The organism is Vibrio mediterranei (genome assembly GCF_013364395.1).
GTDB classification, from domain to species: Bacteria; Pseudomonadota; Gammaproteobacteria; order Enterobacterales; family Vibrionaceae; genus Vibrio; species Vibrio mediterranei.
Genome location: NZ_JABXGK010000002.1, coordinates 168,777 through 191,742, shown reverse-complemented (window position 1 = coordinate 191,742; position 22,966 = coordinate 168,777). Strand labels below are relative to the sequence as shown.

The 22,966-nt window shown below is 42.5% G+C and carries 23 protein-coding genes; 17 read left to right on the top strand and 6 right to left on the bottom strand.

Features of this window, described 5'->3' with window-relative positions; genetic code table 11:
- Nucleotides 1–49: 49 nt before the first annotated feature.
- Nucleotides 50–1,363, bottom strand: coding sequence for an outer membrane channel protein TolC (gene tolC / locus HOP38_RS14280; RefSeq protein WP_038224336.1), 1,314 nt, complete (start codon nt 1,361–1,363; stop codon nt 50–52).
- 236 nt (nt 1,364–1,599) lie between these two features.
- On the opposite strand from tolC, the gene nudF reads away from it, so the two are divergent.
- The 6 genes from nudF to parC all read left to right on the top strand — a co-directional run bounded on the left by nudF (nt 1,600) and on the right by parC (nt 8,516).
- A complete protein-coding gene (gene nudF, locus HOP38_RS14275) occupies nt 1,600–2,223 on the top strand; it encodes an ADP-ribose diphosphatase (protein ID WP_088876252.1) in 624 nt (207 codons plus the stop codon).
- 9 nt (nt 2,224–2,232) lie between these two features.
- Nucleotides 2,233–2,679, top strand: coding sequence for a DUF1249 family protein (locus HOP38_RS14270; RefSeq protein ID WP_006074454.1), 447 nt, complete (start codon nt 2,233–2,235; stop codon nt 2,677–2,679).
- A 28-nt stretch (nt 2,680–2,707) separates the two neighbouring features.
- Complete coding sequence (gene cpdA / locus HOP38_RS14265) at nt 2,708–3,532, top strand: 3',5'-cyclic-AMP phosphodiesterase (protein WP_198558333.1); 825 nt, start codon at nt 2,708–2,710, stop codon at nt 3,530–3,532.
- Nucleotides 3,532–4,119: an esterase YqiA gene (gene yqiA, locus HOP38_RS14260; RefSeq protein ID WP_006074459.1), complete on the top strand. Its 588-nt coding sequence runs from the start codon at nt 3,532–3,534 to the stop codon at nt 4,117–4,119. The genes cpdA and yqiA overlap by 1 nt, the downstream gene beginning before the upstream one ends.
- Nucleotides 4,120–4,356: 237 nt before the next feature.
- Nucleotides 4,357–6,237 (top strand): DNA topoisomerase IV subunit B, encoded by a 1,881-nt coding sequence (gene parE, locus HOP38_RS14255; protein WP_038224343.1) that lies wholly within the window; start codon nt 4,357–4,359, stop codon nt 6,235–6,237.
- 2 nt (nt 6,238–6,239) lie between these two features.
- The gene (parC, locus tag HOP38_RS14250; RefSeq protein WP_006074464.1) at nt 6,240–8,516 is read left to right on the top strand and encodes a DNA topoisomerase IV subunit A; all 2,277 of its coding nucleotides are present in this window, start codon (nt 6,240–6,242) and stop codon (nt 8,514–8,516) included.
- Between the two features lie 100 nt (nt 8,517–8,616).
- Here parC and degS read toward each other — a convergent pair whose 3' ends face one another.
- From degS to zapG, 3 genes are all read right to left on the bottom strand, one after another.
- Nucleotides 8,617–9,681: an outer membrane-stress sensor serine endopeptidase DegS gene (gene degS / locus HOP38_RS14245; protein ID WP_038222997.1), complete on the bottom strand. Its 1,065-nt coding sequence runs from the start codon at nt 9,679–9,681 to the stop codon at nt 8,617–8,619.
- 241 nt (nt 9,682–9,922) lie between these two features.
- A complete protein-coding gene (locus HOP38_RS14240; protein WP_006074467.1) occupies nt 9,923–11,290 on the bottom strand; it encodes a Do family serine endopeptidase in 1,368 nt (455 codons plus the stop codon).
- 115 nt (nt 11,291–11,405) lie between these two features.
- Nucleotides 11,406–11,864 carry a Z-ring associated protein ZapG gene (gene zapG, locus HOP38_RS14235; RefSeq protein WP_038224349.1) on the bottom strand — a complete coding sequence of 153 codons (459 nt, stop codon included), beginning with the start codon at nt 11,862–11,864 and terminating at the stop codon, nt 11,406–11,408.
- 140 nt (nt 11,865–12,004) lie between these two features.
- Here zapG and zapE point away from each other — a divergent pair, with 140 nt between their 5' ends.
- The 9 genes from zapE to HOP38_RS14190 all read left to right on the top strand — a co-directional run bounded on the left by zapE (nt 12,005) and on the right by HOP38_RS14190 (nt 18,810).
- Nucleotides 12,005–13,108: a cell division protein ZapE gene (gene zapE / locus HOP38_RS14230; protein WP_198558332.1), complete on the top strand. Its 1,104-nt coding sequence runs from the start codon at nt 12,005–12,007 to the stop codon at nt 13,106–13,108.
- A 202-nt stretch (nt 13,109–13,310) separates the two neighbouring features.
- On the top strand, nt 13,311–13,739 hold the full coding sequence (gene rplM, locus HOP38_RS14225) for a 50S ribosomal protein L13 (protein ID WP_006075739.1): 429 nt from the start codon (nt 13,311–13,313) through the stop codon (nt 13,737–13,739).
- Between the two features lie 15 nt (nt 13,740–13,754).
- Nucleotides 13,755–14,147 carry a 30S ribosomal protein S9 gene (gene rpsI, locus HOP38_RS14220; protein WP_006075740.1) on the top strand — a complete coding sequence of 131 codons (393 nt, stop codon included), beginning with the start codon at nt 13,755–13,757 and terminating at the stop codon, nt 14,145–14,147.
- A gap of 464 nt (nt 14,148–14,611) precedes the next feature.
- The gene (gene petA / locus HOP38_RS14215; protein WP_038224352.1) at nt 14,612–15,202 is read left to right on the top strand and encodes a ubiquinol-cytochrome c reductase iron-sulfur subunit; all 591 of its coding nucleotides are present in this window, start codon (nt 14,612–14,614) and stop codon (nt 15,200–15,202) included.
- Nucleotides 15,202–16,467, top strand: coding sequence for a cytochrome b (locus HOP38_RS14210; RefSeq protein ID WP_006075655.1), 1,266 nt, complete (start codon nt 15,202–15,204; stop codon nt 16,465–16,467). Before petA ends, HOP38_RS14210 begins: the two co-directional genes overlap by 1 nt.
- Nucleotides 16,464–17,201, top strand: a complete 738-nt coding sequence (locus tag HOP38_RS14205) for a cytochrome c1 (RefSeq protein ID WP_006075656.1) — start codon at nt 16,464–16,466, stop codon at nt 17,199–17,201. Before HOP38_RS14210 ends, HOP38_RS14205 begins: the two co-directional genes overlap by 4 nt.
- Before the next feature lie 88 nt (nt 17,202–17,289).
- Nucleotides 17,290–17,925 (top strand): stringent starvation protein SspA, encoded by a 636-nt coding sequence (sspA, locus tag HOP38_RS14200; protein WP_006075657.1) that lies wholly within the window; start codon nt 17,290–17,292, stop codon nt 17,923–17,925.
- Nucleotides 17,926–17,931: 6 nt separating this feature from the next.
- The gene (gene sspB, locus HOP38_RS14195; RefSeq protein WP_198558331.1) at nt 17,932–18,417 is read left to right on the top strand and encodes a ClpXP protease specificity-enhancing factor; all 486 of its coding nucleotides are present in this window, start codon (nt 17,932–17,934) and stop codon (nt 18,415–18,417) included.
- 141 nt (nt 18,418–18,558) lie between these two features.
- Nucleotides 18,559–18,810 carry a hypothetical protein gene (locus HOP38_RS14190; protein ID WP_198558330.1) on the top strand — a complete coding sequence of 84 codons (252 nt, stop codon included), beginning with the start codon at nt 18,559–18,561 and terminating at the stop codon, nt 18,808–18,810.
- Here the strand turns inward: HOP38_RS14190 and HOP38_RS14185 are convergent.
- Nucleotides 18,807–20,402, bottom strand: a complete 1,596-nt coding sequence (locus HOP38_RS14185) for a winged helix-turn-helix domain-containing protein (protein WP_198558329.1) — start codon at nt 20,400–20,402, stop codon at nt 18,807–18,809. The two genes, HOP38_RS14190 and HOP38_RS14185, sit on opposite strands and share 4 nt — an antisense overlap.
- A 98-nt stretch (nt 20,403–20,500) precedes the next feature.
- Nucleotides 20,501–20,998, bottom strand: a complete 498-nt coding sequence (locus HOP38_RS14180) for a winged helix-turn-helix domain-containing protein (RefSeq protein ID WP_198558328.1) — start codon at nt 20,996–20,998, stop codon at nt 20,501–20,503.
- Nucleotides 20,999–21,329: 331 nt separating this feature from the next.
- Here HOP38_RS14180 and HOP38_RS14175 point away from each other — a divergent pair, with 331 nt between their 5' ends.
- Both HOP38_RS14175 and HOP38_RS14170 read left to right on the top strand, forming a co-directional pair.
- The gene (locus HOP38_RS14175) at nt 21,330–21,860 is read left to right on the top strand and encodes a prepilin-type N-terminal cleavage/methylation domain-containing protein (protein WP_198558327.1); all 531 of its coding nucleotides are present in this window, start codon (nt 21,330–21,332) and stop codon (nt 21,858–21,860) included.
- A 55-nt stretch (nt 21,861–21,915) separates the two neighbouring features.
- Nucleotides 21,916–22,962 carry a hypothetical protein gene (locus HOP38_RS14170; protein ID WP_198558326.1) on the top strand — a complete coding sequence of 349 codons (1,047 nt, stop codon included), beginning with the start codon at nt 21,916–21,918 and terminating at the stop codon, nt 22,960–22,962.
- Nucleotides 22,963–22,966: the final 4 nt, after the last annotated feature.

Genomic DNA, 22,966 nt, shown 5'->3' with positions numbered 1-22,966 from the left:
AACAAATAAAAAGGGACGCATCCGCGTCCCTTTTTATTTCCGTTAGCAATTACTTCGCTTTTTTAAGGCCAGCATTGATATCAACGATATCTTGCTCGCTTAATGTACCTACCGATTGACGTAGGTTCAGAATACTAATGATGTAGTCGTAGCGTGAATCAGAAAGGTTACTCTCGGCGTTATAAAGTGCCTGAGTCGCTTCTAACACGTCAACGATAGTACGAGTACCAACATCAAAACCGGCTTTAGTGGCTTCTAGTGCAGACTCAGCAGAAATCACCGTTTGCTCATAAGCGCGAATAGCACCAATAGAAGAGTTGATATTGTTGTTATTTGCACGAACATTCTTCACAACTGAGCGGTAAGTTTGCTCTAGCTGTTCACTTGCTTCAACGTATGCGAACTCTGCTTGTTTGGTTTGCGAGGTAATGTTGCCACCAGTGTATAGAGGTACTGATAGGTTAATACCTGCATTGAAAGCGTTACTTCCATCAAACTGGCTAGCTACGTTGTTATTGTTACGTTCGTTGCCGTAGTTGTAACCACCATCCAATGTTAGTTTTGGAAGGTGACCAGAACTTGCTAACGTGATGTTGTCTTTAGCAATGTCTTGACCGATACGCGCAGAAAGTAGATCTAGGTTCTTATTCTGGGCTTCTTCGAGGAAGAAAGTCACGGATTGCTCTGGACGTGCTGCGGAGAAGCGGTCGGTATCAAGAACATCGATGTTCTTGTGCTCTTGACCTGTAATTTCGCGAAGCGCTTCATATTGGTTAAGTAAGTTGTTTTCTGCAACAACTTCATCAGCCAACACTCGGTCGTATTGTGCTTGTGCATCGTGAACGTCAGTAATCGCTGAAAGACCTACCTCGAAACGTTGCTTAGTTTGCTCTAGCTGACGAGCAACCGCCGCTTTGTTAGCGCGAACCGATTCAAGGTTATCTTTTGAACGTAGTACTTCGAAGTAAGCTTGTGCAGTACGTAGGATTAGGTCTTGTTGTGCTGCAGCGTATTGTGAATCTGCTTGACGAGCCGTTTTCTCAGCACTGTCTAGAGTGATCCAACTAGTACGGTTATAAAGCTCTTGTGAGAACCCAACACCAGCACTCAGTTTGTCACTATCGGCAGTATCGATATCGCTTCTTACTGCGTTATAGCCAGCCGTTAAGTTAATTTGTGGCAACAGAGTCGCACGAGCAGAGTTAATGGCTTCAAATGCACGATCACGTTGTGCCGCAGCTCTTAGTAGCTGAGGATCGTTTTGTTTAGCTTGATCGTAGATTTCCGTTAGGGAGTCGGCCCATGCCGCTGCACTTACGCTTCCTAATGCAGCTGTGATAAATAATGGAAGCAGTTTTTTCATTTGTCCTAATCCTGCCTGATAATACTGATAAGGGTATGATTCACAGTTTAACTTAAAATGACCGTAATTCACTCGAAACTTTGCACTTTTTTACGCAAGCTCACCTAAAATTGCGACAAATAATTAACCAAAAGCAAATTTTATTTGAATTATTGCGTAAAAAGTTGAACCTTGTCGTTGGTAGAACCCCCTTTCCTTGAGTAGACTATAAGATTAACTTCAGCCAGAGGTCAGTGATGAAAGACTCTTTACAACAGCATGATAAGTTTACATCTGACGATGTAGAAATAATGTCAAAACAAACGGTGTTCAAAGGGTTCTTCGAAATGGTTCTATATCGCTTCAAGCATAGACTGTTTGAAGGCGGTTGGAGTTCCGTAATTGACAGAGAAATGTTAGTTCGCGGTGGGGCTGCTGCGATGCTGCCTTATGATCCTGTTCGTGACGAGGTAGTGTTAATTGAGCAAATCCGAGTTGGTGCCCTTGAACATGAAAACCCATGGCAGGTTGAGATTGTCGCAGGCATCGTTGACAAAGATGAAACGATTGAAGAACTGGTCCGTCGTGAATCGGTAGAAGAAGCTGGAGTAGAAGTTAAGGCATTAGTCCCCATCACTCGCTACTACCCTTCCTCTGGTGGATGTTCAGAACGCATCTCTGTATTTGTCGGGCATGTTGACGCATCACTCGCTAGTGGAGTCCATGGTCTGGAGACAGAGGGAGAGGATATACGAGTTTGCGTTGTGTCTCGTGAAGCGGCGTATCAGATGGTAGAAAGCGGTGAAATTGAAAATGGAGCTTCGATCATTGCATTGCAATGGTTAGAACTTAATTACCGCAAATTACAGGCAAATTGGTAGGAATTTTCTATGGTAGGCGTTGTCGATAGTAATACGTATCATGTTGATCTTGCGGAGCTAATGCGGATCTATGAAACGAATTACGCTAAATTGAATCGCTTGATTCCAACAACACCGACGGTTGGAGATGTCCGTTGCTACCAAGCGGCAAATTTGACCTATCAATTGGAAGTTCTAGAAGTGACGAAGTACACAACATTGGTCGAAATTTGCCAAGATGATGAGCTTCCTGTTTTTCCATTGCCTAAAATGACGGTACGGCTCTATCACGATGCTAGGGTCGCAGAAGTTTGCAACTGTGAGCAAACTTCACGAGTAAATGCGCGTTATGATTATCCCAACGCCAAAATGCTGCAAAAAGATGAAAAATTTCAGTTCAATCAGTTTCTAAGTGATTGGCTAACTTTTTGCTTAAAAAATGGAATTAGTCGAGCTCCGATTATGTATCGAAGCTGAAAGAATTTGATGTTCAGGTTTCTATATTTTGAAAACAACACCCAGTGATGAATCTCAGTTAAGTAGCGTCAGGTTGCTGCAATTGACCGACACGCATCTATTTGCGCCGCAAGATGGCTGCCTACTGAGTGTTAATACCCAAGAAAGTTTTAATGCTGTTGTGGCTGAAATAGTTGCACAAGGCACGCAATTCGATGCCTTGCTTGCGACTGGTGATATTTCGCAAGACCACACAGAAGCTTCATATGAGAAATTTGTTGCGGGAATTGAGCCGTTAGCTCTTCCTTGCTACTGGTTGCCAGGCAATCATGATTACAAACCTTGTATGAATAGTGTAGTGAGCTCACCGCTTATTCAAGATGTTACCCATGTTCTTCTAGGGGAGAAGTGGCAGGTAGTGCTGCTTGACTCTCAGGTTGTAGGAGTACCTCATGGTCGCTTGAGTGATAGTCAACTCGAGTTTTTAGACCGTATGCTTTCAACGCATTGTGACAAACATACCTTAGTATTGCTGCATCACCATCCATTGTTAGTGAACAGTGCTTGGCTCGATCAACACTCGCTAAAAGATGCGGATGAGTTTTGGAGTGTTGTCGAAAAGTATGACAATGTTCGCGCTGTGCTTTGCGGCCATATTCATCAAGAACTAGATGAAATGCATGGCGGAGTGCGTGTGCTGGCAACGCCTTCTACTTGTGTGCAGTTTAAACCGAACTCGAACGAGTTCGCGCTAGACGTCCGCTCTCCGGGTTGGCGTGAGCTGGAACTAAGAGAGGATGGTCGCTTGCACACCGAAGTGAAACGCCTTGCTAACGGCTCGTTTAGACCTGACTTCAACGCGGAAGGCTACTGATGACCAAAAAGAAGCCGCTGCTTTTATATATTCATGGTTTTAACAGCTCACCTCTATCGGTTAAAGCGCAGGTAATGTCGGAATATTGCCAGAAGCATCGTCCTGATATAAAAGTGTTAGTTCCGCAAATGCCTTGTTTTCCTCAACAAGCCGCTGAACTACTAAAGCAATTGATAGAGCGCTATCACAATGACTATCAAATTGCGTTAGTTGGTAGCTCTCTTGGTGGTTATTTGTCAACTTGGCTCAATGCTCATTATGGATTGAAAGCAGTGTTGGTGAATCCTGCTGTTAAACCCTATGAGTTGTTGCTTGATTTTCTCGGTGAGCAAGAGAACCCTTATACTCACGAACGTTATACCCTTGAGCATAAGCATATCGATGAGCTTAAGATATTAGATGTGCCAGTACTTAAAAAACCTGATGACTTTTGGTTATTGCAACAAGAAGGTGATGAAGTCTTAGATTATCGTCAAGCCGTGGCAAAGTATCAGCACAGTAAGCAAACGGTGGAAGCTGATGGAGATCATAGCTTTATAGGTTTTGAGCGCTATCCAGAAAGGATAATTGAGTTCTTAGCGCTTTAAAGTGGTGCTTTTTTCGTCTCTGCTTGAGGAGACAGTCATAAATTTATCCCCAACTTTGGCTTGAAACTTGACAACACTTCCTCAGAGCCAGAGTATGATGTGTCTGTACTTACGCGTAAGCCTTGGAAGTTTGTCATATTTTGACAGTAAAGTGTCTTCTAACAGGCGTGGTATAAAACCACAATCTCTATTTTTGCTGCTAAGTATCAATCTTTATTTGAGTAAAATTTCCGTATTATGACAGAACAATATAATGCTGGAGCCATTGAGGTACTCAATGGGCTTGAGCCAGTACGTCGCCGACCAGGGATGTATACGGATACAGTGCGCCCAAACCACTTGGGCCAAGAAGTCATCGATAACAGTGTCGATGAAGCGCTAGCCGGACATGCCTCTAAGGTACAAGTAATTCTGCACGCAGACCAATCTTTAGAAGTCATCGATGATGGTCGAGGCATGCCAGTTGATATCCACCCAGAAGAGAAGATTTCAGGCGTAGAGCTGATTTTTTGTAAGCTGCACGCGGGTGGTAAGTTCTCAAACAAAAACTACCAGTTCTCTGGTGGTCTGCATGGTGTAGGTATTTCAGTTGTAAATGCCCTGTCCAAGCGTGTTGAAGTTACTGTCCGTCGTGATGGTCAAGTCTATGAAATGGCTTTTGAAAACGGCAACAAAGTTGAAGAGCTGACCGTGACTGGCACATGTGGTCGTCGCAATAAAGGCACCAGTGTCCACTTCTGGCCAGACGCCAGCTATTTTGATTCGGCTAACTTCTCTGTTACGAGACTTATCAACAACCTACGCGCTAAAGCGGTGCTTTGCCCAGGTCTTGAAATCACCTTTACCGATAAGGTGAATAACAAGGACTATAAGTGGTTTTATGAGGATGGTTTAAAAGACTATCTGGCAGAAGGCGTAAAAGGTTATGCGGTTCTTCCTGAGCAACCATTTACTGGCGAGTTTTCCGCAGAAACTGAAGCGGCAACGTGGGCAGTAATTTGGCAGCCAGAAGGCGGTGAGATGATCACCGAAAGCTACGTCAACTTGATCCCAACGGCTCAAGGCGGTACGCATGTTAATGGTCTTCGCCAAGGTTTGCTTGACGCAATGCGCGAATTCTGTGAGTTCCGTAATTTATTGCCTCGCGGTGTGAAGCTAACTGGTGATGACGTGTTCGAGCGTTGTTCATACGTTCTCTCTATCAAGATGCAAGACCCGCAATTCGCTGGGCAGACTAAAGAGCGTCTCTCTTCACGTCAATGTGCAGCGTTTGTATCTGGTGTCGTTAAAGATGCGTTCAGCTTATGGCTAAATGAAAAGCCTCAGCTAGCAGAACAGTTAGCGGAAGTCTGCATTGCCAATGCGCACCGCCGTATGCGAGCGAGCAAAAAGGTCGTGCGTAAGAAGGTGGCTTCAGGCCCAGCGCTTCCGGGTAAGCTTACAGACTGTTCGCAACAAGATCTAAATCGTACAGAAATCTTCTTTGTGGAAGGGGATTCTGCGGGTGGTAGTGCTAAGCAAGCACGTGACCGTGAGTTCCAAGCGGTGATGCCATTACGTGGTAAGATTCTCAATACTTGGGAAGTGTCTGCGGACCAAGTGCTAGCATCGCAAGAAGTACATGATATCTCGGTAGCACTGGGCATTGACCCTGACACCGAAAATCTTGACGGGTTGCGTTACGGTAAAGTCTGTATCCTTGCCGATGCGGACTCGGATGGACTTCACATTGCGACACTGTTGTGTGCTCTGTTCACCAAGCATTTCCGTTCTCTCGTTGCTGCTGGCCATGTCTATGTAGCGATGCCTCCTTTGTATCGTATCGACTGTGGCAAAGAAGTGTTCTATGCCCTAGACGATGATGAAAAAGATGGCATTCTTGAGCGCTTAAGTAAGAAGAAAGCGAAAATTAATGTACAGCGATTCAAAGGCCTGGGTGAAATGAACCCGCTTCAACTTCGCGAAACTACGATGGATCCAAACACTCGTCGTCTGGTTCAGTTGACTATTGATGACGATGAAGCGACCGACGAAATGATGGATATGCTGCTAGGTAAGAAACGAGCAGATGATCGCCGTAGTTGGCTGCAAAACAACGGTGATATGGCTGAGGTATAACAATGTCCACTGAAATGTCTTTTGATGGCGTAGAACAACTGCCTCTGCGAAAGTTCACCGAAGACGCCTATTTGAATTATTCAATGTACGTCATTATGGATCGTGCATTGCCTTATATTGGCGACGGCCTAAAACCAGTTCAACGTCGTATTATTTATGCGATGTCAGAACTTGGTTTGTCAGCCGCAGCCAAGTACAAAAAGTCTGCTCGTACCGTTGGTGACGTTCTAGGTAAATATCACCCGCACGGCGACTCGGCTTGTTATGAAGCTATGGTATTGATGGCTCAGCCGTTTTCCTACCGTTACCCATTAGTTGATGGTCAGGGGAACTGGGGTGCGCCTGACGATCCTAAGTCATTCGCTGCAATGCGTTATACCGAAGCAAAACTGTCTAAGTTCGCGGAAGTCCTGCTAGGTGAAATTGGTCAAGGCACGGTTGAATGGCAACCAAACTTCGATGGCACCATGAAGGAGCCAAAGATTCTTCCCGCTCGTTTACCGCATATCTTGCTCAATGGTATTACCGGTATTGCCGTTGGTATGGCAACCGATATTCCGCCACATAATGTTCGTGAAATTGCGGATGCGACCATTCATCTTATCGACAATCCTAAAGCCGATTTGCCGCAAGTGATGGACTTTGTTAAAGGTCCAGACTATCCAACGGAAGCGGAAATTATCTCGCCAAGTGCTGACTTAGAGAAAATTTATCGTACCGGTCGTGGCAGCGTGAAGATGCGCGCTGTATGGCATAAAGAGGGCTCTGATATTGTTATCACTGCCTTGCCACACCAAGTTTCGGGCGCAAAACTGCTAGAGCAAATTGCCAACCAGATGCGTGCTAAGAAGCTACCTATGGTCGATGATCTGCGCGATGAATCAGACCATGAGAACCCGACTCGTATTGTCGTGGTGCCACGTTCAAACCGCATCGATTGTGATCAGCTAATGAACCACTTGTTTGCATCGACCGATCTTGAGAAGAACTTCCGAGTTAACCTCAATATGATTGGTCTGGACAATCGTCCACAAGTGAAAGGTTTGGTTCAAATCCTATCTGAATGGATTCAATTCCGTCGCGAGACAGTACGTAAACGCCTTCAATATCGCCTAGATAAAATCCTAGCTCGTTTGCACATCTTAGAAGGTTTGTTGGTCGCGTATCTAAACTTGGATGAAGTGATTGAAATCATTCGTACCGAAGACGAGCCGAAAGCTGTGCTTATGGAACGTTTCGGAATCACAGATATTCAAGCTGATGCTATTTTAGACACCAAACTTCGTCATCTTGCTAAGCTTGAGGAAATGAAAATCCGTGGCGAGCAAGAAGAATTAGAAAAAGAACGTGAGAAGCTAGAAAAACTTCTGGGCTCTGAGCGTCGCATGAATACTTTGCTCAAGAAAGAGATTCAAGCGGATGCAGAGAAATACGGCGATGACCGCCGCTCGCCAATTGTTGAGCGTGCAGAAGCAAAAGCAATGACCGAGCGAGACCTTGTTCCTAGTGAACCAATTACGGTTGTACTGTCTGAAAAAGGCTGGATTCGTCATGCTAAAGGGCATGACGTGGATGCTAGCAGCTTGAACTACAAAGCTGGTGATAAGTATCTGGCCAGCGCGCGAGGTAAGAGCAACCAGCCTGCGGTATTCCTGGGCAGTGATGGCCGAAGTTATTCGCTTGAGTCACATTCGTTGCCATCAGCAAGAAGTCAGGGCGAACCAATTACTGGTCGTTTGAACATTAATGCTGGCACGAATATTCGCCAAGTAGTGATGGGTGAAGAGTCTCAGTTATGGCTTGTGGGGTCTGATGCAGGCTATGGCTTCGTTTGTAAGGGTTCAGATTTGCTTTCTAAGAACCGTAGCGGTAAAGCACTTGTCACGCTTCCACAAGGAGCTGAAGTGATAACGCCGTCAATGATCGGTGACCTAGAGTCAGACGAGATTCTTGCCATCACTAACCAAGGGCGTATGCTACTGTTCCCGATTAAAGACTTACCTCAACTTGGTAAGGGTAAAGGGAACAAGATCATCAACATTCCTTCCGCCAAAGCGAAAGCCCGAGAAGAGTTTGTTTCGCACCTTATGGCATTGCCACAAGGCGCGACTATCACGCTCTATGCAGGTAAACGCAAGCTCGGCTTGAAGCCTGCCGACTTAGAGAACTTCCGTGGTGAGCGCGGTAGAAGAGGTGGTTTGTTGCCTCGTGGATTGCAGCGTGTCACGCGCATTGAAGTCGACTCGGGTGAGAGTGCCTCAGAAGAAGTTCAAGAATAACTCGAACTTTACGACCAAATAAAAAAATCTCCGAGCTCGCTCGGAGATTTTTTTGAGTTCAAAGGATTAATCCATAGTCTGGTCGTTAAACGAATCCCTTTTACTCGCGAGTATCTTCGCCTACTGTAACAGGTACGGTAAGCTCTTTGCCATCACGAAGTAGCTTAACGTCAACGGTGGTGCCAGGTCTTAGATCTGTTACTAAATCTAGCACTCCCTGACGTCCATTGAGTTTGTTGCCATCTATCATGAGGACGATGTCTTGAACTTTGATTCCTGCTTTTGCCGCTGGGCCTTCAGGGTCTAAGCCAAGAACAATAATACCGCCAATATGTTCATTTCCTAGTAACCGAGCGGTTACCGAGTTAATGTCCTGCCCATCGATACCAATATAACCACGAATCACTCGACCATCGGCAATAATCTTTTCCATGATTTTGCTGGCTAACTGGTAAGGAATTGCAAAAGAAATACCATAGGTTTCAAGGTCGGTTGCTTGTTGGAAAGAAGCTGTATTAATGCCAACTAGCTCACCAAGTGTGTTGACTAGAGCGCCACCTGAATTACCTTGGTTTATCGCTGCATCTGTCTGGATGAACGCTTGAATTCCTCCGGCACTAATAGAAGAGCGCCCTGTTGCCGAAATAATACCAAAAGTAGTGGTTTGTCCCAGGTTATAAGGGTTACCAATCGCTAAGACAACATCGCCAACTTTAGGGGAATAATTGGGGTTGAGTGGGATAACGGGTAGGTTACCACCTTCAATGCGTAGAACCGCAATATCCGTGCGCTGATCTTTACCAACCAGTTGTGCTGCTGCCACTCGGCCATCTTGCAGCGCGACTATGATTTGGTCGGCATTCGCGACCACATGATAGTTGGTAATGATGTAGCCTTTGTCGCTAACAATAACGCCAGATCCCAGTCCTTGTGTGGATAGAGTGGTGCGGTCATTTTCTTTATATTGCCGACTGTAGATATTCACAACCGCAGGAGCGGCTTTACGCACTGCTTGGTTAAATGAAATCTGTAGGCTGCTATTGTCTGCAGGTTGAGCAGTCAAGTTTTGAGGTATGATGTTCTGTCTTAGAGAAGGGACTGCCAATAGCACTAATAGTGCGGTTACTAGACCCATAGATACCGATCGGATTAGAAAATTCAGCATCATTTCCTCTATTCAAACGCAAAAACCGATGTCGTTAACGTGTTCTTTCAATGACTTCTACTTTGCAAGCATAGTATTGAGAGGCGACTCAAACGAGTTGATTTCATGATATTAACTAAAAAACTCGTGTACATGAAACGACAGCTATAAAGCCAGAGGATATCATTTAAAACTTAAATAATAAAAGAGCAGCCCTAATCAGAGCTGCTCTTTCACTTAGAATTTACAATTTTGTGAGCTTCTAGCGTACAACTAAGTAAATGCTTCGGTCATCACGCTGGATATTGAGAGCTAAAACGCCAGGTTTCTTCTCAAGTATCTTACGTAGTTCGCCAACATTTTTCACTCGAGTACGGTTCACTCCGATAATGATATCACCTTGCTCAAGTTGATATTGAGCAGCTGGAGACCCTTCTGCTACCGATTTCACTTTGACCCCTTCAACAGGGTCGCTCTTATCAGTGTTTGCGAATTCTGCGCCTGTTAGCCCTTCATGAAGTTTATCGGCCTTGGTAATGGTTTTAGCAGCTTCAGTAAGGGTGACATTAAAGGATTTTTCTTTGCCATCACGTATAATGCCGAGCTTAACCGTTTTACCGGCACCAAGCGTTGCCACTTTGGCTCTGAGCTCGCTGAAGGTCGAGATCTTCTTACCGTTAACAGACACAATGATGTCACCCGCTTCAAGTCCAGCTTTATCTGCTGCGCTGTCAGGGACAACTTGGCTTACGAAAGCACCTTTACTGGAATCGTAACCTAGGGCTTCCGCAAGTTCCGAAGTGACTTCTCCACCTTGAACACCCAGCATACCGCGTTTCACTTCGCCAAACTCGATGATTTGTTCGGTTAAGTTCTTCATCATATTTGAAGGGATTGCGAAGCCTATCCCGACGTTACCGCCGTTAGGACCAAGAATCGCGGTATTGATACCGATGAGTTCACCTTTTAGGTTAACTAATGCGCCACCTGAGTTACCACTGTTAATTGCAGCATCGGTTTGAATGAAGTTCTCAAAATTTTCTAGATTTAGTCCACTGCGACCCAATGCGGAGACGATACCAGAGGTAACAGTTTGTCCCAAGCCAAACGGGTTACCGATTGCTACCGTAAAGTCACCGACGCGCAGTTGATCTGAGTCGGCAATTTTGATTTCTGTGAGGTTTTTAGCGCCATCAACTTTTAGTAATGCCACATCTGACATTTCGTCACCACCGACAAGCTCAGCATCGTACTCTTTACCGTCATGAAGTTTAACGCGGATGTCTTCTGCGCCATTGATGACGTGATAGTTAGTAACGATATAGCCTTTGTCAGCATCTACGACAACACCAGATCCTAACCCTCTAAAAGGCCTTTCTTGTAATTGCTCGGTTGGGAAGTCAGGGCCGAAGAAAAAACGGAATTGCTCAGGCAAACTTTGACGGGAAACCTGAGTACCTTCAACAGCAATACTAACAACTGCGGGCGTAACTTGCTCTAGCATAGGAGCAAGGCTTGGAAGTTGTTCGCCATCGACAGATAAAGGTAAAGCAGCGGTTGCAGGTAGTGGGGCGATGATTGAACTCAAGCTTAACGATAGAACAGTTAATGCAAGCAATGGTTTTTTCATCATAAAACTCCTCTATGGATCAGTAAGGGTTATGACTCAACGAATTCTATAAAGTTCACTTGGGGTGGTGAATTAGCCAGCAATTTGTGCAATTGCTGGCCAGTAGATGAGGATGTTACGAAGCTTTAGCGGTGACGGGCTCTTGTGAGACAGCTTCTGGAGCTTCAATCACTTCCTTCTTCTCTTCTCTAAGAAGTCCTGTAGCGCCATTAACGTAATCCTTTGGCGGTTCTTCTGTAGTGTTAACATCGTTTATCGTTTCTACATTGTGTTCAGCAATCTTTTTGACAAACGGGTTATCTTGCTCGGGTAGGTTTGGCAGCAGTTCCGAAGAGGTCTTCGCCATGTGTTGATAAAGCTTAGTGTAGTCTTTCCCCAATGTATCAAGCATTTCAGCGGTTTGTGCGAAATGATCAGACAATTCTTGACGCTGTTGCTCCAGTGCAAACTTCGCGGACTCAAGGTCTTTTTGGATGGTCTTTTGTTTCTTGTATTGTGGAGTAGTCAGTCGAGAAATCACAATTCCTAGAATAGCACCAACTAGCAAGCCGACAATGGCATATATCCAAGGCATAACAGCTCCTTTATAATGTTTATTAACATGTGCGTTACCAAGCGGTTACACACGTCGTTTAGCCATGTTACTATGAGAATTCAAGCCAATAAAGCAAAATACGCTAATAATAACAGTTGGATCAGTGTTGCGAGTTATCCATGACGCCCATAGAAAAATACAATAATGATATTGAAACAAATGGTTTCCAAAGCGACCCCGCGCAGAGGGCTGCCGTTGAAGCCTTAGACAGTTTGCATCATGAGTATGTCGATTATTTGAACTTCGAAGCCCCTGCGTTAAGTATGATGCAGAAGCTGCTAGGAAAATCACCCGAGCAAGCTACTCCGCCACAAGGGTTATACTTTTGGGGGGGAGTAGGTCGAGGGAAAACCTATTTAATGGACGCATTTTTCGACAGTCTGCCGACGTCTCAAAAGATGCGAGTTCATTTCCACCGTTTTATGTATCGAGTTCATGATGAGCTAAAGCGCTTAGGTGATGTGCAAGACCCTCTAGAACAGGTCGCAGATACGTTTGCTTCGGAAGCGAAAATCATATGCTTTGATGAGTTTTATGTTTCTGATATCGCGGATGCCATGATTCTCGCCACTTTATTGCAAGCTCTATTTAAGCGTGGTGTTGTACTGGTAGCAACGTCGAATATTCCTCCAGAAAACCTATATCGAAACGGTTTGCAGCGTGCAAGGTTCCTTCCTGCTATTACTATGATTCAGAAAAACTGTAATGTACTGAACGTCGATAGTGGTATTGATTACCGTTTGAGAACATTAGAACAGGCAGAGATCTATCATTACCCGTTAGATGCCGCTGCGCATGCCAATCTCAAGCGTTATTTTGGTCAGTTAGTAACAGAGGATCGAGTTCAAGAGCAATCAATAGAGATTAATCATCGAGACATCGAAGTGATTGCCTCTGCCGATGATGTGCTCTACGCCAGTTTTGCACAGCTTTGCCAAACCATGCGCAGCCAAAATGATTACATCGAGATATCGAGAATTTATCACACTGTATTGCTGGCTGATGTTAAGCAGATGGATGCTAAGTTAGATGATGCAGCAAGGCGCTTTATTGCCTTAGTTGATGAATTTTACGAGCGAAGAGTAAAACTTATCATTTCTGCTGAGGTAGCCCTTGAGTATATCTATACTGAAGGTCAGCTGGAGTTTGAATTTAAGCGCTGTATTTCGCGATTAACGGAGATGCAAAGCCATGACTATTTGGCATCAGAGCACTTAGCTTGAGGTTTTTACCAATTTTGTCCAAAAAATAGATGATTTTTTCTTCGAGCTTCTCTATAATCCTGCGACCCACCGTTACTGCAGGCTAGTTTCTCTGAAACAAATAGCCGAGAGTTTCAACACTCGAAGGGGTGATGTATGGGCTCTTAGACAGTGGGAGCGAAAGCTCCTTAAGTGTAAATTTAATTAACGGGTTATTATTAGCATGAAAACTTTCGTTGCTAAACCAGAAACTGTAAAACGCGACTGGTACGTTGTAGACGCTGAAGGTAAAACTCTTGGCCGTCTAGCAAGTGAAATTGCATCTCGCCTACGTGGCAAACATAAAGCTGAATACACTCCACACGTTGACACTGGTGATTACATCATCGTTGTAAACGCGGAGAAAGTTACTGTAACTGGTAACAAGGCTAAAAACAAAGTTTACTACCGTCACTCTGAGTTCCCAGGTGGCCTAAAATCAATCACTTTCGAAAAGCTGATTGATCGTAAGCCTGAAATGGCTCTTGAGCTAGCGGTTAAAGGTATGCTACCACGTGGTCCTCTAGGCCGTGCTATGTACCGTAAGCTTAAAGTTTACGCTGGCGCTGAGCACAACCATGTTGCTCAACAACCACAAGTACTAGACATCTAATCGGGGATTTCGAAAATGGCAGAGAATCAATACTACGGCACTGGCCGTCGCAAAAGCTCAGCTGCTCGTGTTTTCATCAAACCAGGCACTGGCAACATCGTAGTTAACAAGCGTGATCTAGAAACTTACTTCGGTCGCGAAACTTCTTGCATGGTAGTTCGTCAGCCTCTTGAGCTAACTGAACTAACTGAGAAGCTAGACCTATTCGTTACTGTTAAAGGTGGCGGTATTTCTGGTCAAGCAGGTGCTATCCGTCACGGTATCACTCGCGCGCTAATGGAATACGATGAGACTCTACGTCCTGCTCTACGTGCAGCTGGCTACGTTACTCGCGACGCTCGTTGCGTTGAGCGTAAGAAAGTTGGTCTACGTAAAGCACGTCGTCGTCCACAGTTCTCTAAGCGTTAATTTTCTCCTTATCGAGAAGATTATGCTTTCCAGTTTCGACTGGATTGTGGATCAAAAAGCTCAGCCTTATGGCTGGGCTTTTTTGTTTATTGCGTTTATCTAACCTCTGAAAATTGCTCAACTCCTCATAACAGACTGTCCTTTTCCTCCCTTTTGTGAACTAGCAAGCGATTTCCTGCTATAGATGTTACGAAAAGGTAGCTTTATCTTGTCAAAAAGTAGGGTTTTCTTTATCATTTGCTATCAAATAAATACAACAAAAATTTGTACTTTGTTAGCCATGCTCTGCTGGTCGGAATCGATGTCTGAGCTGACTCAAGTAGCCAAAATAATAAACTAGATTTGGCTCGTTCAATTCAAGGAAAATAACCCAAGGAATGGTTCCCCGTAAGGTTATTTAACATGAAAGAGCAACTTGGATTCGCTCGGTATTGACCCAAAGGAGCAAATGGGAGAAATGTTGGATGAGCAATGCGCCTTTAAATAACGGTCGCAGGCGTTTCCTAACTGCTACAACTGCGGTTGTTGGTGGTCTGGGGGCAGCTGCAGTCGCCGTTCCTTTTATTAAATCTTGGAACCCAAGTGCCAAAGCTAAAGCTGCTGGTGCCCCTGTAGAGGTGGAAGTCAGTAAGCTCGAAGAAGGCCAAATGGTCCGTGTCGAATGGCAGGGTAAGCCCGTTTGGATCGTACGTCGAGCTCAATCAGTTTTGGACAACCTGACTACTATCGATGGTCAGTTACGAGATCCTAAATCTGTTGAAGAACAGCAACCTGAATATGCACAAAATGAATTCCGCTCAATTAAACCTGAGTATTTTGTTGCCGTCGGTTTCTGTACCCACCTAGGATGTTCACCTACTTATCTACCAGACACTTTTAGTGAACAAGTTCAAGGTGTACGTTCTGGATTCTTCTGTCCATGCCACGGTTCTAAGTTCGACATGGCGGGACGTGTATTCCAGAGTGTTCCTGCGCCACTTAACCTAGTGGTCCCTAAACATATGTATTTGAGTGACACGAAAATACTCATTGGTGTTGATGAGGGGGATGCATAATGCAAGCGTTACTTGATTGGGTAGAAAAACGTATACCAGCAATGAATGCTTATAAAAAGCATTTATCTGAATACCCGATGCCAAAGAACTTTAATTTTTGGTATCTATTTGGCTCTCTAGCCATGCTTGTCCTGGTTAACCAAATCCTTACAGGCATTTGGCTAACTATGAACTACGTACCTTCTGGCGAAGGTGCATTTGCATCTGTTGAATACATCATGCGTGATGTGGAATACGGTTGGCTACTTCGTTACATGCACTCTACGGGTGCTTCAGCATTCTTTGTTGTCGTATATCTTCACATGTTCCGTGGCCTGATTTATGGGTCATACCAAAAGCCTCGTGAGCTACTGTGGGTATTCGGCATGCTCATCTTCCTAGTATTAATGGCAGAAGCTTTCATGGGCTATCTATTACCATGGGGACAAATGTCATACTGGGGTGCTCAGGTTATTATCTCACTATTTGGTGCGATTCCTGTTATTGGTGACGACCTTACTCTTTGGATTCGTGGCGACTACATCATCTCTGGAGCGACGCTCAACCGCTTCTTTGCTCTGCATGTTATTGCTCTGCCTATCGTGCTACTTCTTCTTATCGTTTTACACGTTTTAGCACTTCACGAAGTGGGTTCGAACAACCCTGATGGTATCGAGACTAAGCTACCGAAAGGCACAATGGGCGACGATTATAAGACGCAGTTTAAGTTCCACGATTACTACAGCAAGAAATATGACATCATCGATTCCATTCCATTTCACCCTTATGGAACTGTTAAGGATATGGTGGGTATCGCAGGTTTCTTCTTCTTGTTCTGTTACGTGTTGTTCTTCAATCCAGAAATGGGCGGCTATTTCCTTGAGCCACCTAACTTTGAAGCAGCAAACCCTCTGAAAACGCCTGAGCATATTGCTCCTGTATGGTACTTCACCCCGTTCTACGCGATTCTTCGTGCTGTACCGGACAAGTTACTGGGTGTTGTTGCAATGGGACTATCGATTGTATTCCTATTCCTATTGCCATGGTTCGACCGTTGTAAAGTACGCTCTTATCGCTACAGAAGTAAGATTCACCTACTGAACATCATCCAGTTCACCATCAGCTTCATTGCTTTGGGTATTCTTGGTGCGCTACCTGCAACACCAACGTATACGCTGCTGGCTCAGATCTTCAGTTTAGGTTACTTCATGTTCTTCGTTCTGTTGTACTTCTACAGTAAGAATGAAAAAACTAAGCCATTACCAGAGAGGGTGACTTTCAAATGAAAAAGTGGATTGTAGTACTTTTCGCATTGCTACCATCTCTAGCGCTAGCTGCTGGTGGTAATGTACATCTAGATAAAGCAAACAACGATCTTAGTGACCAAGCATCACTTCAAAATGGCGCAAAGCTGTTTATGAATTACTGCTTTGCATGTCACTCGACGCAATATCAACGTTATGAGCGTGTCGCGAATGACTTAGGTATCCCAGTAGATCTCGCAAAAGAAAACCTTGTTTTCGACCCAGAAGCGAAGATTGGTGATTTGATGGTAAATGCAATGCCACAGAAGCAAGCTGCGGCTTGGTTTGGTGCTGCGCCACCTGATCTAACACTTGTTGCACGTGTTCGTGGTGTTGATTGGCTATATACCTATCTGCGTTCATTCTATGTGGACCCAAGCCGTCCATTTGGCGTGAATAACGTTACGTTCCCGAACGTAGGTATGCCACACGTTCTTGAAGAGCTTCAAGGCATTCCAACTCCAATCTATGAGACACAAGTTGTTGATGGTCAAGAAGTCCAAGTGGTTGTTGGTACAGAAACTGATGGCCGCGGTGAACTGAGTTCGAGTGAGTATGATGATGCCGTTCGAGACTTGGTGAACTTCCTAGAATACTCTGGTGACCCAGTGAAACTTGAGCGTCATGCGCTAGGTTGGTGGGTGATGGGTTTCCTAGTCATCTTCACTATTGTCGTAGTGTTGCTCAAGAAAGAGTATTGGCGTGATGTTCACTAATTGTGCTATAATCTCGCGCTAATTCCAAATTTGTTCACAATGGAGGCGTTGCCTCCATTGTTTTTTTGTAAGTATCCCGGAGGGCTCCATGGCTGTAGCTGCCAATAAACGTTCTGTGATGACTCTTTTCTCAAGTGCTACCGATTTATATAGCCACCAGGTTCGAATCGTTCTAGCAGAAAAAGGTGTCAGTGTTGAAGTTGAGTTAGTGGATGAAATGAACATCCCTGCTGAGCTTGCTGAGCTAAACCCATATAAGACCGTTCCTACTTTGGTTGATCGTGAGCTAGCCCTTTACGATTCAAAGATCATTATGGAATATCTTGATGAGCGTTTCCCTCATCCACCACTTATGCCTGTTTACCCAGTTGCACGTGGTAATAGCCGACTAATGATCTACCGTATTGAGCGTAACTGGTACACGCTTGCGGAGAAAGTTATGAAAGGTTCTGCAGAAGAATCTGAGGCGGCTCGCAATAAACTACGCAATGATCTTCTGACTCTTGCACCGATTTTTGCTGAGTACGAATACTTCATGAGTGAAGAATTCAGCTTGATCGATTGCTACCTAGCACCACTACTATGGCGCTTACCTGAAATGGGTATCGAGCTAATTGGTCCTGGATCTAAAGAGATCAAAGTTTACATGAATCGTGTATTTGAACGTGATTCATTCCTTGCTTCACTGACTGAAGCTGAACGTGAGATGCGTTTGGTTCGCTAAGTGACCATGGATATTGAAAAAATGACACCTCGCCGACCATACATGCTGCGTGCATTCTATGATTGGCTGGTGGAAAATGATCTAACACCACATATTGTTGTCGATGCAATGTTGCCTGGTGTTCGCGTTCCTCAAGAGTTTATTCAAGATGGTCAAATCATCCTGAATATTGCTCCTAGAGCAGTAGGTCAACTCGAATTAGGCAATGAAGCGATTACCTTCCACGCTCGATTTGGTGGCCGACCACACTCGGTCATCGTGCCTCTCTATTCTGTACAAGCTATTTATGCTCGTGAGAATGGTGCTGGAACAATGTTCGAGCCAGAAGATGCTTATCTTTCAATTGAGGAAGAAGATATTGATACAGCACCATCGGTTGGTTTGACAGTTGCTTCAGATGCTTCAGTAGAAGAGGAAGCAAATGAATCAGAGGGTGATGATAGTCAGCCTCCAAAACCTAAAGGCAGACCAAGCCTACGTGTTATCAAATAAAAAAAGCTGCCAAAGGCAGCTTTTTTTTAATACTTAAACGAAAAATAATAAAAGAAAATACTGGCTCTGATGTATTCGCTAGTTGGAATAAAAGCTGATAGAGTAAATTTATACCAGCTGATTATTGTACTAGGTGTGGTCATGTATGCTCAAGTAATTAAAATGCCAAGAGATCTCCAGAGAGACTTATTCGATCACTCTTCTGAGTTCTTTGAACTCGCAAAAGCGATTAAATATCTTATTAGAGGGAAACTTCTCACTAAAGTTATTGCTATCCAAGAAAAGTTGATTTGGATTGAAGTAAATTTTCTGGATAAAAAAGAGTATGAACAATCATACTGTGTGGCGTTTTCTGATAAAGAGCTAAAGCTTATTGCTTTGTCATATCGTTAAGTAGGCTTGGAGTAATAGTTCAAGTAAGGTGAAGCGCGTTTGCAATAACTAGTGAAAGAATTTATCCAAAAAGGGTTCACTTGATTAAGTGCTAATACAGAATCTAATTCCTTCCAAGGAGAAAGACATTCAGCGCTATTATTCAAGTTAGCGATTCTATGATAAACATATTTGGCGGAAACAACATTGATAAGCGACATTAGAGATTTCATATAATACTCCAAGAACTTGTTTTCATCAGCTAAACGGATTGATATATCTGACCGGACTAAATATAAAAATGAATTGTCGATCATTTTTATCGATTCAGATTTGATAAAGTAACGTTCAGAATTATAGAAGTCATTAACTCGATAAAATAGCAAAGATAGCCAAATATCGACATCTCTTTGGAATTCAGTATTGCTAGCTTCGAGTAGATATGCCCATCTACGAACAATTTTATTTGAAATAGTTGTATTAGAAAGCACATAAGGAGTGAGATAATTTATCTCGTCAATGTCAGCATATCCTCTCTGTAGAATTTTATCGATAGAATATCGATGAGGGTTATTTGTAAGTTCATAAAGGTTTGACTGAGGAGTATAACAGTTACCATTCTTTATACTAAAAAAATTTACAATATGAGCGTTTATTTTCTTAACGGATTCCTTTATATCTCTAGGGTCAATGATTGATTTGTAACGATATGATAATTTTTTACTCATATTGTCTACTATATTAATTACTATTACTAGTTCGTTTGTTCTTTTATAACGATTAATGTTGACATTAAGAGTATATTCTGAATGTTTAATATCTTTTGCTCCTGGCCAATATCGGTCTTCTTGAAATGCTGAAAGATAGAAAGAAGGAGATTCTTTATTCACTACATTTATCTGAGGGTTATACAGTTGTGATTGCATCAATAGGAATTTCAAGTTTTTCAAATAACGTTTTGAATAATCGTCGCTTGCCAATATACTATACAGCAATAAATCTATGTCCGCGGTGCTTATATACTCGCTATTAGCATGATTGTTTTCTGAAAATCCAGTCTGATTAATGGTCATATGAAGAAAATAATAAGTAAATAATGCGGCGATAATTAATGTCACGAGTATGGCATTCTTGTTAAATTTTGCTAAGTCTCTAAGTTTGAATTGAGATACTTCAGGCTTAGTGGGGGCGATATCTAAATCAGTTCTATTTGGAACTAATGAGACAAACTCTCGGTTTAAAAAATAACCCTTTTTAGGATAAGTAACTAACAATTTATGTGCTTCATTGACAGTATCCAAGTTTCTTAAAATAGAGCGCAGTGTACTAATTCGGTTGGAAATTACATTCTTAGAGATATATTTATTGCCCCAAACTACATCGATTATTTCTTCAGCTGATGTGGGTTTACCTACATTTTGAAGAAGCAATTCCAATATATCTAAGGTGCGTTGTTCTAAATTTACCACATTCCCTGAGAATGAAAGTTCTCTAGAATTAGGATTATAGTTTAACTCTCCAATTCTAATAGAGGAGTCTTCGGCTTTCGCTGTATGAAGTAAATCGGTCATATGACAAAGGAGATGAGCAAGATAATAACCCAATGTTAACATTAGATTTTATACATTTCAGCTGTATTTATGTAATAGTGATTTATGAAACTATAGTTATTAAATTTGTTTCATATGTGACTAGCCAACTGACTTATAAGCTATATGTTCCTATATACTAAGTAAGAACATAGCATAAAAAGAAACAAGGCGAGATAATAAATATGCCTTATATTGGATATCCAAAGTTTTTTAGTACTAGTGCAGTCTAAAGGTACGCGGTTAACATCATCCTCGACTCTAAGTTCCACGTAGTTAGGTGACAAATAGTAACCTTTTTTAGGATATGTTTTGAGTAATTCTCGTGGTTCTATGCTCACAACATTCTCTCTAACAATACCTCTAAGAAAACAAACTCGGTTTGTAACAACATTTTTCGATATAAACTTATTTTTCCAGACGCGACACAACATTGTTTCGGAATCTACTGGAGTACCGACATTAGATAATAGAATCTCTAATACCTCTAATGAACGTTGATCGATAGCGATAACTTTGTCTGTAGAATTTTTAAGTACTCTTGTTGATGGATTATAGACTAGTTCCCCCATTGTTATATCACATTCTAACTGCAATGCTTGATCCAATACATTTTTCATTACTTATCCTAATAACTTAAAAAGAAACTCTATTGTTATCAGATAACTACGAAAATAATACTGGTGTCAGTCTTAAATTATAAGTTGATTAACTAATGTGTAGATTTGTTATGTCGTGTGATTTTTTTGTTAGCTTTTATTAAGTATTGTTTTTAGGTGTAACTGCGTAGGTTGGTGTAATGTCCTACCGACTAAAGCAGTGTCCGGAAGAAGAGTTAACTTCTATTCAGTCGATAGTCTAGTTTAGTAGAGTTATTCAATTGCGATAGAAAAATTCGGTGGCCAACTCTTTAGCCAATGATAAGTAAAATCTAATATATTAGGAGCAGCGATGAAACTTACTCACAAAGGTAAGCAACACAAAAATAAACAGAAAGGGATTGCATTATTAGAGATGATAATTGCAATCGGTATTATAGGAATCATTACAGCTGCAGTAGTAGCTTTATCGTCATCTGCGTTTGCTGAACAGAAAATGAAGGATACAATTTCGAATATATCTCAGCTAACTACAACTATTCAAAGAGCTTATAGTAATGCAAACTCATACAACGGATTAGCTGCAGCAGATTTTTCTGATGATCTAAAGAAAAACCCATATGGCGGTTCCTTCAATATCAGTAAATCTGCGATAGGTTCGAATGCTGATGCTGGTTTTACTATAGGCATTGGTGGATTGGATGTAGATACATGCGTAGATCTACTTCAATCGATCGGAAAAAACTATTACTTTGCTAAGGTAGCTGCTGCAGCCCCTTCAGACATTGGAACAGGAGGTATCTCTGATTTTTCTCCGAGCAACCTTAAAACAGTTGAATGTAAAGATGCTGCTACAAATCCTCTGTGGTTAGGCGATCGCTAGTTTTATGGTTATTGCCTCTAGTACTTGTTACTAGGGGCAATAGTTGGTAAGAGATATGAGCAGAAAACTAAATCAGGGGTTCGCTTTACTTGACACAATGATAGCAATAATGATTGCTAGCATTTTAATGATCGGAAGTTCATATTATGCAATGCGAAAATCTGAGGAAGAAAAACTAAAATCGGTTGGACAAACAATAGGCTTGGTTAGTAGTTATATTCTGGACTACATAGACCTAAAAGGAAATGATCTTAATATATCTGATAGCCAAATGTTTACTGATGTATCGTTTAAGCAGCTTAAATCCACAGATTGTCCATCAGGAGAGAGAAATGAAGCATCGTGGAAAAAAGGCCTTAATTGTTCTCTGTCATTTGACTCAAGTCGTTTAGTAGAGTTTTTCTCATGGAAAATAAACAGAAAAACTTCAAGTGAATTTGAGTATCAGCTTGAATATCAGCCTATCAATTCAAAAGTAATATCAAATAAAGTTAATGAATCATTAATAGAAAGAGCGATTAGAAACACGATAAGAGTACATGGTTTTGACGCAAATGATTTATCAATCAATTTTGTAAAAAACGGTAGCAAAACAATATTAACTGCTTCAACCATAGCAAGACAGTATCTAGCGTCAGACGGCAGTACTAAAATGCAATCCGGTGGCACTATTTGTTGGAAGAATAGCTCGGGTTTAAATGTTTGTCTTAAAGGTGATGACGAAGGAATATCAATATTAGATGGAAGTAATAATCCAAGAAACATCAGTGTAGGCACTGTTATAACTAAAGATACAAGTGGCAATAAACGTTCAACTATCGAGAGTAGGATTGTACAAGACGGTGATAAACTATTGAAGCCAACCTGTCCAACAGGACTAAGGCCAAATATATCACTTTCATTGGCCTCATATGGTATTAGTGGCAGCCTACCTAGTCGTGATCGATATTCGCCAATAATCAGTAATGTCACGGTACCAGGAGCGTTTTCTCTAGGTTGGACAACTAGTGGCAGTGAGTGGAATATTAATATTGCATCAAATAACCCAGACGTAGATAAATCTAAGATATTGGCAATGGCGTTAATATGGTGTGATGCATAAGGCT

Coding starts and splice junctions, on each gene's coding strand:
- tolC (WP_038224336.1), bottom strand. CDS start 1,363: ATGAAAAAACTGCTTCCATTATTTATCACAGCTGCATTAGGAAGCGTA.
- nudF (WP_088876252.1), top strand. CDS start 1,600: ATGAAAGACTCTTTACAACAGCATGATAAGTTTACATCTGACGATGTA.
- HOP38_RS14270 (WP_006074454.1), top strand. CDS start 2,233: ATGGTAGGCGTTGTCGATAGTAATACGTATCATGTTGATCTTGCGGAG.
- yqiA (WP_006074459.1), top strand. CDS start 3,532: ATGACCAAAAAGAAGCCGCTGCTTTTATATATTCATGGTTTTAACAGC.
- parE (WP_038224343.1), top strand. CDS start 4,357: ATGACAGAACAATATAATGCTGGAGCCATTGAGGTACTCAATGGGCTT.
- parC (WP_006074464.1), top strand. CDS start 6,240: ATGTCCACTGAAATGTCTTTTGATGGCGTAGAACAACTGCCTCTGCGA.
- degS (WP_038222997.1), bottom strand. CDS start 9,681: ATGCTGAATTTTCTAATCCGATCGGTATCTATGGGTCTAGTAACCGCA.
- HOP38_RS14240 (WP_006074467.1), bottom strand. CDS start 11,290: ATGAAAAAACCATTGCTTGCATTAACTGTTCTATCGTTAAGCTTGAGT.
- zapG (WP_038224349.1), bottom strand. CDS start 11,864: ATGCCTTGGATATATGCCATTGTCGGCTTGCTAGTTGGTGCTATTCTA.
- zapE (WP_198558332.1), top strand. CDS start 12,005: ATGACGCCCATAGAAAAATACAATAATGATATTGAAACAAATGGTTTC.
- rplM (WP_006075739.1), top strand. CDS start 13,311: ATGAAAACTTTCGTTGCTAAACCAGAAACTGTAAAACGCGACTGGTAC.
- rpsI (WP_006075740.1), top strand. CDS start 13,755: ATGGCAGAGAATCAATACTACGGCACTGGCCGTCGCAAAAGCTCAGCT.
- petA (WP_038224352.1), top strand. CDS start 14,612: ATGAGCAATGCGCCTTTAAATAACGGTCGCAGGCGTTTCCTAACTGCT.
- HOP38_RS14210 (WP_006075655.1), top strand. CDS start 15,202: ATGCAAGCGTTACTTGATTGGGTAGAAAAACGTATACCAGCAATGAAT.
- HOP38_RS14205 (WP_006075656.1), top strand. CDS start 16,464: ATGAAAAAGTGGATTGTAGTACTTTTCGCATTGCTACCATCTCTAGCG.
- sspA (WP_006075657.1), top strand. CDS start 17,290: ATGGCTGTAGCTGCCAATAAACGTTCTGTGATGACTCTTTTCTCAAGT.
- sspB (WP_198558331.1), top strand. CDS start 17,932: ATGGATATTGAAAAAATGACACCTCGCCGACCATACATGCTGCGTGCA.
- HOP38_RS14190 (WP_198558330.1), top strand. CDS start 18,559: ATGTATGCTCAAGTAATTAAAATGCCAAGAGATCTCCAGAGAGACTTA.
- HOP38_RS14185 (WP_198558329.1), bottom strand. CDS start 20,402: ATGTTAACATTGGGTTATTATCTTGCTCATCTCCTTTGTCATATGACC.
- HOP38_RS14180 (WP_198558328.1), bottom strand. CDS start 20,998: ATGAAAAATGTATTGGATCAAGCATTGCAGTTAGAATGTGATATAACA.
- HOP38_RS14175 (WP_198558327.1), top strand. CDS start 21,330: ATGAAACTTACTCACAAAGGTAAGCAACACAAAAATAAACAGAAAGGG.
- HOP38_RS14170 (WP_198558326.1), top strand. CDS start 21,916: ATGAGCAGAAAACTAAATCAGGGGTTCGCTTTACTTGACACAATGATA.